9 protein-coding genes are annotated in these 13,886 nt (G+C 47.3%); all 9 read left to right on the top strand.

Features of this window, described 5'->3' with window-relative positions; genetic code table 11:
- Nucleotides 1-117: 117 nt before the first annotated feature.
- The gene (locus tag QNO02_RS17825; protein WP_289389533.1) at nucleotides 118-1,368 is read left to right on the top strand and encodes a putative amidoligase domain-containing protein; all 1,251 of its coding nucleotides are present in this window, start codon (nucleotides 118-120) and stop codon (nucleotides 1,366-1,368) included.
- Between the two features lie 206 nt (nucleotides 1,369-1,574).
- Nucleotides 1,575-4,376, top strand: a complete 2,802-nt coding sequence (gene mutS / locus QNO02_RS17820; protein WP_289389532.1) for a DNA mismatch repair protein MutS — start codon at nucleotides 1,575-1,577, stop codon at nucleotides 4,374-4,376.
- A gap of 21 nt (nucleotides 4,377-4,397) precedes the next feature.
- Nucleotides 4,398-6,644: a DNA mismatch repair endonuclease MutL gene (gene mutL / locus QNO02_RS17815; RefSeq protein ID WP_289389531.1), complete on the top strand. Its 2,247-nt coding sequence runs from the start codon at nucleotides 4,398-4,400 to the stop codon at nucleotides 6,642-6,644.
- Between the two features lie 17 nt (nucleotides 6,645-6,661).
- Nucleotides 6,662-7,447: a class I SAM-dependent methyltransferase gene (locus QNO02_RS17810; RefSeq protein ID WP_289389530.1), complete on the top strand. Its 786-nt coding sequence runs from the start codon at nucleotides 6,662-6,664 to the stop codon at nucleotides 7,445-7,447.
- On the top strand, nucleotides 7,428-8,384 hold the full coding sequence (miaA, locus tag QNO02_RS17805; protein WP_036672759.1) for a tRNA (adenosine(37)-N6)-dimethylallyltransferase MiaA: 957 nt from the start codon (nucleotides 7,428-7,430) through the stop codon (nucleotides 8,382-8,384). The genes QNO02_RS17810 and miaA overlap by 20 nt, the downstream gene beginning before the upstream one ends.
- Before the next feature lie 373 nt (nucleotides 8,385-8,757).
- Entirely contained in the window at nucleotides 8,758-9,000 is a 243-nt protein-coding gene (gene hfq / locus QNO02_RS17800; protein WP_017687918.1) for an RNA chaperone Hfq, read from the top strand.
- Between the two features lie 170 nt (nucleotides 9,001-9,170).
- On the top strand, nucleotides 9,171-11,849 hold the full coding sequence (locus QNO02_RS17795) for a transglycosylase domain-containing protein (RefSeq protein ID WP_289389529.1): 2,679 nt from the start codon (nucleotides 9,171-9,173) through the stop codon (nucleotides 11,847-11,849).
- A 288-nt stretch (nucleotides 11,850-12,137) separates the two neighbouring features.
- The gene (locus tag QNO02_RS17790; RefSeq protein ID WP_289389528.1) at nucleotides 12,138-12,701 is read left to right on the top strand and encodes a ribonuclease FAU-1 family protein; all 564 of its coding nucleotides are present in this window, start codon (nucleotides 12,138-12,140) and stop codon (nucleotides 12,699-12,701) included.
- 110 nt (nucleotides 12,702-12,811) lie between these two features.
- Complete coding sequence (locus tag QNO02_RS17785) at nucleotides 12,812-13,783, top strand: AAA family ATPase (protein ID WP_062834999.1); 972 nt, start codon at nucleotides 12,812-12,814, stop codon at nucleotides 13,781-13,783.
- Nucleotides 13,784-13,886: the final 103 nt, after the last annotated feature.

Below are 13,886 nucleotides of genomic sequence, written 5' to 3'. Positions count from 1 at the left end.
ATATTGAAAAATGGGTGTTAACGAGCCTCGCAATATGCCTGGAATACCTTTCATGGGAAGGCTCCGCATTGCGGGGTTATTTTTATTTTAGTTGCATGCTCCGGGAGGGGGGACGTCATGAATGTGTTAGAACAAGCGGAGGAGGCATTACTCCGATATGAAAGGATGACTTCTGGAGAACGTACAGAACGGTTAAAACAGGCAGGCATTGAAGTATTGTCACTGCACGATCGGCGCAAACGCGAACCAGGCTTGCGTGTACGCTATGATGTAGAGATAAGTTGTCTGCAGGCGATCCGGATCAAGCGCAAGGATACTAGTGGCATGGGAGGGGCACAGGAAACTCTGTTGGAGCGTGAAGCGAGTTCAACCTTGTTCAAGCGCATAGAACGACTTGCGATCAAAACGCTGTATACGCTAGGACTGGATCATGGAGCTGTTCGAATGGAATCTTCAGGGAATGGCGGATGTGCAGTGATTTCGATTGATCCGGGTCCCTGGAAAGGGGTGACCAACCTTGCTGCTACCTATAGGGAAAGCTGGAAGCAGCATCAGGAACTACTGGATGAGGAAGTGAGTCACAGACCCACTCCGATACTCGGCATGGACCCGGAGTTTCTTCTGGTGCAGATGCCGGAATCCAAAATCGTACCCGCCTCTAGATTTCTTGAACGTACAGGAATGGCAGGCTGTGATTCCGTGACGATTGGTGGACGGCGCATATATCCGGTTGCCGAACTGAGACCTGCTCCCAGCTCCGAACCACGAGAACTGCTTGCTCATCTGATGAGGGCATTCGCAGCAGCTTCCCGCAGCATCAGTGATCACTCACTCATCTGGCAGGCAGGAGGGATGCCACAACGGGGGTTACCTCTGGGTGGTCATATTCATTTTAGCGGCGTGAATCTTACCGGGGAACTGCTTCGTGCACTGGACAATTATCTGGCATTGCCACTGGCATTTCTGCAAGACCCCCGTGGATCGGGAAGACGACCCCGTTATGGAGCACTTGGTGATTTTCGTCTGAAATCCTATGGTGGTTTTGAGTATCGTACGTTACCCAGTTTTCTTGTGTCACCCCTTGTTGCGAAAGGTGTTGTGGCCTTGGCAGGTCTTATCGCGAGCGGATATATTCAATTACGGCAGCGTCCGTTGGCAAAAGCTGAGGTTCATACCGCTTTTTATGAAGGAAAGCGCGAAGTGATTAAGGAACACATTCCAGCTCTCGTAGATGATCTGAAGAGGTTGGATGGATATGCACGTTATGAACGGTATGCGTCTCCGTTACTCCTTCAATTAAAACTGGGAAGAACTTGGGATGAGAGCCGCGATATTCGCAAACTCTGGAATATTCGGGCAGGTTCATGAAGTACGGACGTTTTTTTGATATAATAAGAAACAAGTCTTTTATGAGCATTAAGCTACTACGGAAGATATGGAGCAGCAACCCTTGAAGGAAGTGGCAAATAGCCAAAACATAAGGCGGAGGCGCAAACACAGTGCCTGACCGTCTTATTGTCCTTCCAGGACGCGTTTCTTCCTGACATTATAGGAACGGATGGAGGATATTCATCATGGCTCAGTATACGCCAATGATTCAACAATATTTGCAAGTGAAGGCCGAAGCACAAGATGCTTTTCTATTTTTTAGACTGGGTGACTTCTATGAAATGTTCTTCGAGGATGCGATTAATGCTGCTCGTGAACTAGAGATCACGCTGACCGCACGTAACGGAGGCACGGATGACAAGATTCCGATGTGCGGTGTACCTTATCATTCGGCTGACAATTACATACAGCGTCTGATTGAAAAAGGATATAAAGTAGCGATATGTGAACAGATGGAAGATGCGAGTGTAACCAAAGGCATGGTACGACGCGAAATTGTACGTGTGGTTACACCCGGAACGGTGATGGAAGGCAAAACGCTGGGGGATAAATCCAACAACTACATGGTGTGTCTTACAGGTAATCAAAATACGCTGGCGCTCGCGGCCTGTGATCTGTCAACGGGTGAGTTGTATGTGACATCCGTGCCCTATTCCAAGGAATGGCTTAAGGATGAAATCGGCATCTACGAACCATCCGAGCTGGTGGGGGATGCAGCGCTGCTTGAAACGGTAGAAGCCGAGGCGTCTCCAATCGGTCGCCCTGTGGTCTACACGTCGTGGACAAAGAATAAGGAAGATCTGGTCCGTCAGCAGTTTGGCGAGGCTGTCTGGGCAAGATTAGAGCCTGAACGTCAAGCATGCATTGCACGTCTTTTCTCCTATCTGAGTGAGACACAGAAACGTTCTCTTGGGCAATTAACTCAAATCTCTACCTATGAGCCCGATCATTATATGATCTTGGACCCGTTTACGCGCCGGAACCTGGAATTGGTGGAAACCGTGCGTGAACGCTCCAAAAAAGGTTCATTACTTTGGTTGCTTGATCGGACGGAGACATCCATGGGTGCAAGAATGCTGCGTCGCTGGGTCGATAAGCCATTATTGCAAAAAGGGAAGATTAATGAGCGTCTTGAAGCAGTGGATACGCTGTACAACCAGTTTATATTGCGTGAGGACCTGCGGGCAGAACTCAAAGACATCTATGATCTGGAGCGTTTGGTAGGCCGGATTGCGTTTGGTAATGCCAATGGTCGTGACCTGAATGCGCTCAAGTCATCGCTGGAGAAAATTCCAAGACTTCGTCAGCATTGCGCAGGATCATCTTCTGCAACATTGCAGCATATTGCCGAAACCATGGATGATTGCAATGATCTGCGTGAAGCTATCGGGCAAGCCATTGTGGACGAGCCGCCGGTATCGGTAAGGGACGGAGGTCTGATTCGTGAAGGGTATCATGAACGTCTGGATGAATTGCGTGAGGCTTCGGTTAACGGGAAGCAGTGGATTGCGGAGCTTGAAGCGCGAGAGCGTGAGGCGACAGGCATTCGATCGCTGAAGATTGGATATAACAAAGTGTTTGGTTATTATATCGAGATCACCAAGTCCAATCTGTCCTCGCTGCCAGAGGGACGTTATGAACGTAAACAGACACTTGCCAATGCAGAACGTTACATTACGCCGGAGTTGAAGGAAAAAGAGACGCTGATTCTCGAAGCTCAGGACAAAATGGTTGATATTGAGTATGGACTTTTTGCGGAACTTCGCGAGCGGCTGAACAAAGAGATTGCAAGATTGCAGAAGCTGGCTGAACAGGTAGCGGAAATTGATGTGTATCAATCTTTTGCGGTGATCAGTGCTGAGCGAAACTTTGTACGTCCTACGTTAACCGACGGTTATGATCTGGTTGTGGAAGAAGGACGCCATCCGGTCGTTGAGGCGGTCATGCGAGATGGCGCATTTATTGCCAATCACACAGCAATGACCAAGGAAGAGGCACGTATTCTGCTGATTACTGGACCAAATATGGCTGGTAAGAGTACGTACATGCGACAGGTCGCTTTAATCTCCATTTTGGCGCAAGTGGGTTGCTTTGTGCCTGCGGGTCAGGCGGAGGTGCCGATCATGGATCGCATTTTCACACGGATTGGAGCCGCGGATGATCTCATTGGCGGACAAAGCACATTCATGGTGGAGATGGCTGACATTCAGGTTATGACGGACAAAGCGACACCACGCAGTCTGATTATTATCGATGAATTGGGACGGGGAACGTCAACCAGCGAAGGTATGGCGATTGCTCAGTCTGTTATTGAATATGTACATGATATTATCGGATGTAAAGCCCTTGTATCAACTCATTTCCATGAGCTTGCTCATCTGGAAGAGAGTCTGGACAAGCTGGCCAACTACTCGATGGCGGTACAGGAGAGCGGGGACAAGGTGAATTTCCTGCGCAAATTGATTGCCGGAGCAGCCAGCAGCAGTTATGGTATCTATTGTGCACGCCTTGCAGGTTTGCCTGATAGCATTATCGAGCGCGCGAATGGACTATTGCATGGATTCGAACATGCGGCCGCGCAAGTAGCTGTGGGCAGTGAATATATCGGTAGCGAGAAGCAGGAAGCAGGCTTGAAATTAAAAGGTGGAGAATTCCAGCACACGGATTCAGTACCATTGATCCGGGAACACGAGATTGTGGAGAGTGCAGAGTACACACCTTCTATTGAAGAGCCGGTCGGGAAGCAACATGCCAAGAAATCAAACAGCAAGGTACAGTCCAGTGCAAACCATTCGGATGTGGTTCAACTGTCTATCTTTGGGGATGATGAGCCGAATGTGGCAACGAAACCGGATGTAGTTGCGGTGGATAAACCAGCGCGAGAATTCATCCGTACGATGAAAGATATCGATGTCATGAATATGACGCCTCTTCAGGCGATGCAGATATTGAATGATCTCAAATTGAAGGCACAGCAATTATCCTGAATATAAGGGAGGGGAAAACCTGTGGCGAAAATACATGTGCTTGATGAACATATTGCCAACCAGATTGCGGCGGGTGAAGTGGTCGAAAGGCCTGCTTCGGTTGTCAAAGAGTTGCTCGAAAACTCGGTGGATGCAGGCGCCACCAAAATTGAAGTAACTGTGGAAGAGGGCGGACTCCTCAGTATTCGCGTCAAAGACAATGGTTCAGGTATCGAGCCAGAGGATATGGAAACTGCCTTTTATCGTCATGCGACCAGTAAAATAGCTCATGGCCGAGATCTGTTCCAGATCACAAGTCTTGGATTCCGCGGAGAAGCCCTGGCGAGTATTGCCGCAGTGTCCAAGGTAGAGGTATTATCGGCAAGTGACAATGACGGGCGAGGACGCCGCATTGTAATTGAAGGTGGGAACCTTGTTTCTCATGAAGATGCAACCTCACCCCAAGGTACAGATTTTGCAGTGAGAGAACTATTTTACAATACACCAGCCAGACTCAAATATATGAAAACGATCCAGACGGAACTGGGACACATTTCAGATGTTCTTTACCGTATGGCTATGTCTCACCCGAACATTTCGTTCCGATTGCGCCATAATGAGAATGTGTTGCTTCAGACGTTGGGTAACGGCGATCTGCTGCAAGTGGTTGCAGCGATCTATGGGACAAGTGCAGCGAAAGCGATGCTTCCCATCCAGGGAGAAAGTCTGGATTACCGGGTGAGCGGGCTGATCAGCCTGCCAGAATGGACACGAGCGAATCGTGGTGGGATGTCGACGATTGTTAATGGGCGATTTGTTCGCAATTACGGTCTCAATCAGGCGATTCTCAAAGCCTACCATACCTTGCTGCCCATTAATCGCTTCCCGCTTGTCGTGGTGCAGTTGGAGATGCACCCATCCCTTGTGGATGTGAACGTGCATCCGGCCAAGTTGGAGGTTCGCTTCAGCAAGGAACCAGAACTATATGAATTTATAGAGACGACGCTACGGGGGATACTCCGGCAGGAGGTATTGATTCCACAGGTCAAAAAGCAGCAGATTCGACGTGGAGACGATAGTTCCTTTATCCAGGAACAATTCCTCTTTCCACGTGGTCCTCTGAAAGATCCATCTGATGCAGAAGGATATGGTCAACAAGGTCCGCTCGGGAAACCTGGTAGTGCGCCGCTGAAGTTGACTGCGGAAGATGATGATCTGGATTTGGATGCTCCGGCGGATGTGACCACAGGACAACCAGTATCTGAAGAGGGTCAGTCGGTGCCGCTGCCCGAAGCTCCACCTGAGATTACACACCCCCCTGAGCAGTTAGAAAGTTGGAACGGGGATATCTTGCAGAAGATTGCTAGTCATGACGGGGAGCAGACATCTGTTAACGTGCAAGAAGGCACTAAGGATGTAAGTACAAGTACAAGTACAAGTACAAATTCAAGTACAAGTTCTACCGAAACTTTTCCGAAAACTGACCTCTCTTCTCAAGATCACGGAGATCATAGAGCAACAGAGAAACCGTTGGGTGAAGGCACACCAGCTACGTACCGCTCCGATTCCGTATATTCATCAGTTAGGGAAGCACGTTCATCGTATAGCCCGTCTTCGATTGCGAGAAATGAACGGACGTGGAAAACTTCAGCTTTGCCTGATGCGACCAAACTGGCCGCTGCCATTAAATCGGATGCATCCATGCCCGCATTTCCGGAACTGAGTCTGATCGGACAGCATCATGGTACGTATTTGATTGCGCAAAATGACCAAGGTTTATATTTGATTGATCAGCATGCCGCTCATGAACGTGTAAATTATGAGTATTACTACGAGAAATTCGGTAACCCTGCCCAGGCCTCACAAGAGTTACTGCTGCCGATTACGCTGGAGTTCACACCTTCGGAGACGGAAAAGCTGAAAACAAGACTGGCCTGGTTTGAACAGGCGGGTGTATATTTGGAGCATTTCGGTGGACAGACGTTCCGTGTGCGTTCCCACCCGTTCTGGTTCCCTAAAGGGGACGAGAAAGACATTATTGAAGAAATGTCCGAATGGGTTCTTAGTGAACGCAGTATAGATGTCGCCAAGATGAGGGAAGCTGCATCCATTATGTGCTCCTGCAAGGCGTCTATCAAAGCCAACCAGAAGCTGACGGATCAGGAGGCAGAGGTGCTGATTCAGCGTCTGGGTTCATGTCGACAGCCCTACACGTGTCCGCATGGGCGACCGATAGTGATTTCATTTTCAACGTATGATCTAGAGAAATTATTTAAACGAGTGATGTAGCTATTTAGGGGGACATTATGTACATTACAACCGGTGACAAGGAGATTGCCTCTCAGGTGGAGCGTGCACGTAAGCTCGCCGAAACGACTGGAGGTACCTACGTACCGCGCAAGAGAACGTCTTTACCCAGACTAATTGAACATTATGGTATCGATGAAATCCTGGTCGTGCTCAATGGCAGAGCGCGCCTGTTTCGCAAGGATGCAACGGAGCTTGAGTTTCACCCCAGTATGGGATTTGTTCGCGCTAAACGTGTTCTAAGAGGTGAAGCCGATCCTATGCTGGAAGCTGGTGCGGTACTCGAAGGAGACACGATTGTTGATTGTACCGCTGGACTCGGCTCAGATGCGCTGGTATTTTCGGTTGCGGCTGGGAAGAGTGGACAAGTCATTGCATGTGAAAGTTCTCAACCGCTCTATACCCTGCTGCTGGAGGGCATGTCTCATTATAAGAGCAATCAGCCCTTGGTGGATGAGGCTTTCCGGCGCATAGATCTGCGGCATGTGGATCATCTTGAGTTGCTGCGTTCCATGCCAGATCGAAGCTGTGACACCGTATATTTTGACCCCATGTTCCGTGAGCCAATGATGGATTCAAGTGCTATACAGCCCTTGCGAGATTATGCAAATGCTCACGCGCTGGATGAACAGAGCATTATGGAAGCAAAACGAGTTGCCCGTAAACGGGTAGTGATGAAAGAAAAGCGCGGCAGCGCGGAGTTTGACAGGCTCGGATTTGAAATAATTGATCGGGCGAATGCAAAAACCCTGTACGGAGTGATTAATGTTGAAAGTGGAAGTTAAACCAAAACCTAAACTGCTTGTGCTGGTTGGACCAACAGCAGTAGGCAAAACAAGAATGAGCATCGAGCTGGCCCAAGCTTTCAATTGTGAGATTATCTCAGGGGATTCGATGCAGGTATATCGTGAAATGGATATCGGAACTGCCAAGATTACCTCTGAAGAAATGAAGGGTGTACCTCATCATCTTATTGATATCCATGAACCGGAGTATCCGTATTCTGTGGCCGAGTTCCAGGAGAGTTGCACACGATTGATTAGTGAAATCCATGAACGCGGTAAAATGCCTTTTATTGTAGGTGGCACCGGTCTATATGTGGAATCAGTATGTTACGGCTTCCAATTTTCGGATAGCGGTTCGGATGAAGCGTTCAGAGAGGAACAATTCAGCTATGCTGAGCTAAATGGAGCTCAGGCCCTTCATGATCGATTGAGGGAAGTTGATCCCGTTAGTGCGGATCGTCTGCATCCAAATGACCAGCGGCGAATTGTACGTGCGCTTGAGATCCATCACCTCACAGGCGAGAAGTGGTCTGATCAGCTGGCAGTACAGAAGAAAGAGTCGCCTTATGACCTTCTTATTGTTGGTTTGACAATGGATCGGCAGAAGTTGTACGCCCGGGTAGAAGAGCGGATTGATCTGATGATCGAACAAGGTCTGGTGGATGAAGTGAAGTCCCTGTTGGAACGTGGAGTGGCCAGAGGTCATATTTCCATGCAAGGACTGGGGTATAAGGAAATTGCAGCGTTCCTGCAAGGGGAAGTGAGTTGGGAAGCTGCGGTTGAGTGGTTGAAGAGGGATACACGTCGGTTTGCCAAACGGCAGCTTTCCTGGTTCCGTCATATGAAGGATATTGAATGGGTGGACATGACGGATACCCAGGATTTTGAAGGGAAATACAAGCAGATAAGTGAATTGATTACACGAAAATTTGATTGATTTGAGCGATTATTAGTATTCTTCTGACAGGCATCGATTAGATCAAGATATGTAAACCTCTACCTTTTAGTCATCAAAAGGATAGAGGTTTTTACTTATCACTAGAACAGATGGTAGAGATTAAGCATTCACCAAACAACGAATAAGTGTGCTTTAAAATGAAGATTTTGTCCCTCTTTTGCAAAACAGACAAGCGGTGTATAATGGATAAGTCTTCTATTTGTTCACCTCGCCAAGAATGGGGGTAAAATAGCAGACAAGGGGTTTTTGTGGATTATATGAAACTGTTCATGATATAATAGCACGAAAGCTACTCAGCGATATTGAATATTACTTGAACACGAATTCAAATGAACCAATGGGGGTACGGCTAATGAACAAGTCCATCAACATCCAAGATACGTTCTTGAACCAACTGCGGAAAGAAAATATTCCTGCTACGGTCTATCTGACCAACGGCTTCCAAATCCGCGGGACGATCAAGGCATTTGACAATTTTACGATCGTCATTGACAGCGACGGACGCCAGCAAATGGTCTACAAGCATGCCATCTCCACGTTCACGCCGCAACGCAGCGTATCGCTGATGCAGCAAGATAACAGCGGCGAAGCTTAAAAAAATTACGAAACCTTTTCACCAACCATTTCGTCTACAAGTATAGGTATTGAAACAGAGCAACCTGAATAAAGGGTTGTTCTTTTCATTCCGGGCAAAATATGTTTAATATATGCCTGAGCCTACAGACGATTAGAAATTATGCAACCGAAAGGGAGTCAGGAGGTAACATGCCAAACGATCCGTTGTCGAGGTCTAACAATCGCAACAACAATAACAAGTCACCCAAAAAAGCGAAGCCAAAGACCTCTAAAAAGAAAAAAATTACGGGTAAACGCGTTGGATGGACACTGTTTTTCACAATGGCAATCGCCATATTCTGTGCACTAGGCGGATATTTATTTATTATGGTGAGTGGTGAAAATCTGCTCAAAGCCAACAAGGACAAAACCACAATTAATGAAACTTCAAAAGTATATGATCGCAATGGCCAATTAATGGGGGAGCTATCCATTCAGAAGTTGGAACCCGTCAAAGAAGATGATATTCCTGAGCTGGTGAAGCAAGCCTTTGTTGCAACGGAGGATAAACGCTTCTACGATCATCAGGGCGTGGATATCTGGTCCATAGGGCGTGCGGCGGTTAAGGACGTCATGGCTCGTTCCATGGTGGAAGGTGGTAGTACACTAACCCAACAGCTTGCCAAGAACATGTTCTTGTCCCGTGACAAAACGTTCTTCCGTAAAGCAACGGAAGTATCAATTGCCATGGCATTAGAGCGCAAGTACACAAAAGACGAGATTCTGACGATGTACCTGAACCGGATTTTCTTCGGTCATCAGCGTTACGGGATTAAAGCAGCATCTGAATTTTACTTTGGAGTTACTGATCTCAAGAGGTTGAAGTTGTGGCAAATTGCTACATTGGCAGCTATGCCGAAAGGGCCTTCTGCCTATAATCCGGTGAGCAATCCAAACGACTCAAAAGCACGTCGAGGTGTGGTATTGCAGCTGATGTATGAACAAGGCTACATTACCAAGGCGGAGATGGACGAAGCAAAAGAGATTAACTATAACTACAAGCGACCAGAGAAAGACAGGAAGTATCAAGGTTTTATAGATTATGTGCTCCGTGAAGCTGAACGAGTAACAGGTAAAACGGAAGATGATCTGAATATCGGCGGATACAAAATCTATACAACTATGGATGCTCAGGCTCAAACAGCCATGGAAACTGCGTTCACAGATGATAGTCTGTTCGAGGCAAGTAAAGATGATCAACAGGTTCAAGGCTCCATGGTTATTATGAACCATGAGAATGGTAGCCTCGTTGCCCTCCTGGGTGGACGGGATTATCAGACTAAAGGTTATAGCCGTGTAACGCAGAGTCGAAGACAACCAGGTTCAGCTTTTAAACCGATTGTGTCTTATGCACCGGCGCTTGAATCAGGAAATTACAGTGCCAACTCGTCGCTGAGTAATGCAAAGCAATGTTTTGGTAACTATTGTCCTGGTAACTTGCATGGATATTCTTCGACGATCAGTATGACGGAAGCCATTACGAAATCGGAAAATATTCCTGCGGTTTGGCTGCTTGATAAAATAGGCGTTAACACAGGCATTAATTTTGCCAAGAGTGTAGGTATACAGCTGACAGATGAAGACAAAAACTTGGCGATTGCCCTCGGTGGTCTAAGTAAAGGTACAAATACACTGGAAATGGCGCAAGCCTATAGTGCATTTGCCAACCTCGGAGAATACCGACAAGCCTATTCGATTAAGGAAATTAAGGATAGCGCAGGCAAAACCACGTACAAACACGATAACTCGGACACAACGCGTGTCATGAGCGAGCAAAATGCGTATCAGCTTACACAGATGCTGCAGAACGTTGTTAATGACGGTACGGGACGTTCAGCACGTCTGGATCGCCCCGTAGCGGGTAAAACAGGAACTGTTCAAAGTGGTATCTCTGGCAACAGTGCCAACCGTGATGTATGGTTTGTTGGATACACACCGGAATGGACTGCCGCAGTCTGGATGGGCTATGACAATCCGGATGCCAATCACATGCTTAAGAACAGCAGTAAGCTGTCGGCAGCTTTCTTTGCCAAAGTCATGGGAGATGCTTTAAAAGGCGTTCCAGTGAAGCAATTCAAAGCACCAGCTGGAGGGCAGGCACCTCCGCCAGTAGAAGAACCAGAAAAGCCGGCTCTGTCCGTTAGTGGGCTGAGTGGATCATACGATCCAAATGCACAAACCGTCTCCCTAAGTTGGACTGGAACGGGTGACGCGAGTACGCAATATCGGATTTATCGGAAAGAAACATCGGAAGCCCAGTTCACTCATCTCATTGATGCAATAGGAGCGACCAATGCACAAGATTTAAGTGCGTTGCCTGGTCTAACCTATGAGTACTATGTGACAGCTTACGACTTGGCATCAGGACTTGAGACGGATCCTTCCAACACCATTTCCTTGATGATTGAAGCACAGGAAATGCCGCCGGAGGAACCTGATCCTGGTATAGACCCTGGAACAGAGATAGATCCTGAGCAGCCAGGTACGGAGAATCCGGACAATGGTTCACCGGATAATGGCAACTCGAACGGTAATAACGGTAATGATAATGGGAATGAAAATGGCAACAACGGAAATGGTAATGGTAATAACGGAAACAATGGCAACGGTGGTAATAACGGTGGACCCGGCCAAGGAAACGGTCAACCTGGGGGAGGAAACACGACCCCACCTGGCCAGGGGACAACAGAGCCAGGCGGTACCGGTGAAGGCTCCGATGATGGGGCCGTAACAACGCCGGGCGAGGTTGTAACTCCGGACAGCGGAACGAGTGGGGATACTGGAGGAACAGATGCACCTGCAGATTCTCAAGCTGGAACCGGCGGTTAAGCCAATGAATCACTAAATAGCTACATTAAAAAACTGCTTCCCGGAATTTCGGTGAAGCAGTTTTTTTTGTTATATGGAACCAACTGTAATGGAAGCTGATTTGATGATTAGGTGGGACAAAGCTTGATTTTGAGTGTAAACCTTAAATATGGTAAGCTGTAACTATTCGTAATACGTTGTGCAAGGGCGGGCCCAGAGCGCTGGAATCCATCAGGCGGACGTTATTACATTGTTCACCAATAACATCAGAGCAGGTCACGGACCTGTAGTCGGCAAAGAGGGGTTCGTATGAAACGGAAATTCGGGGACCGCGCGAACTGGCGCCGGATTACGAACCGACAATTCACATGCCGGTTCGTTCAATCCAAAATTTTCACAGGTTATATTACGTTGTACACCATACAGGATTTGAAAGAATCTCTGTGGAAAACTTATGGAGGCAGTACCTTCTGTATCGCAGATAAAGGTTATTCCTGGCTGCAATACTATCCGAAGGGAGAGCACTTTGTTGTAACGGCGATGTTTGACGATCAGGAACGGATTGTAGAGTGGTACATTGATACATGTCGTAGTCAGGGGATAACCGATCAGGGTGTTCCTTGGTTTGATGACCTGTATCTGGATGTCGTTGTACTGAAAGATGGAGAAGTATTTTTGCTGGATGAAGATGAGCTTGAAGATGCGCTGTCACGGAAGCATATTACTACAGGCGATTATGACTTGGCTAACAAGACGGCAAAAGAACTGCTGCATGCCATTGATGCACATGTATTCCCATACTTTCAGTTATCACTGAAGCATAGGCAGAGTTTGTTTGAGAACGGAGAGTTTCGAAAAAACATTCAGATTTGAGACATCTATTTATCCGTAGAATTCTTCATGATCCTTCTAATATTGGAGCACCTGATAGAATACATTAATAATCAGGAGAGTTCAGCCCGATAAAATAGAGGTGATGGCGAATGAACGGACGGGTCATGGCTGCAGGAGAGCAACCAGGAGGCAGACCATCCAGACAAATTAATATTGTGTTGCGTAACCAGGAACCTCAGATGTTGGTCAAAGATGAAGCAGCGGCAGTACAGGCAGCCAAGAGTATAACCAAACATGCTCATTTCCAGGAGATACAGGGTGAATTGGAGCAACTGGTTGGACTTGAAAATATCAAAGACTTGGTATTTGAAATTTATGCTTTCCTACAGATTGCTCAGATGCGCACTGAAGCAGGCCTACTTAGTGGTGCGCACGTGTATCATATGATCTTCAAAGGCAATCCGGGAACTGGTAAGACCACCGTGGCGAGGATCGTTGCCAAACTCTTTCAGAAGATGGGGGTGTTGAGTAAAGGTCATCTTATTGAAGTAGAGCGTGCGGATCTGGTTGGAGAATATATTGGTCACACGGCGCAGAAAACAAGAGATTTGGTCAAGAAGGCACTCGGTGGGATATTGTTCATTGATGAAGCTTACAGTTTGGCCCGCGGGGGAGAGAAGGATTTTGGAAAGGAAGCTATTGATACGCTTGTTAAGTCCATGGAAGATAACAAAAATCAGTTTATACTGATTCTTGCCGGGTACTCGGAAGAGATTGATTTTTTTCTCCAGACGAATCCGGGATTACCTTCTCGCTTTCCCATTCAAGTGGAGTTTCCGGACTATAGCATTGATCAGTTGATTCAAATCTCTGAGATTATGGCCAAAGAGCGTGATTATATTCTAATGCCTCAGACCATACTCAAACTTAAGCAGCATTTGCTTCAGGAAAAAAATGATTCGCTGCATGCGTTCAGTAACGCCAGATACGTTCGTAATGCCATTGAGCGTTCGATCAGGCATCAGGCGGTTCGTTTGTTGGAACAATACTCGGAAGGCAGTCCAGGAAAACTGGAGCTGATGACAATCCGTACAGAGGATTTGAACTTTGAGCGAAAGTAAGCGATAATATAGTTTTTACACCAGCCGGCCGGGCCAACCGGTTCGGCTTAAGGCATGCCATGGCATATTCGTGGTAATGAATATCAACAGAATAGTAATTAGA

The organism is Paenibacillus sp. PK1-4R (genome assembly GCF_030369595.1).
GTDB lineage: Bacteria > Bacillota > Bacilli > Paenibacillales > Paenibacillaceae > Paenibacillus.
Note: the sequence above shows the minus strand (reverse complement) of the source record. Positions and strands in the feature narration are given on the sequence as shown.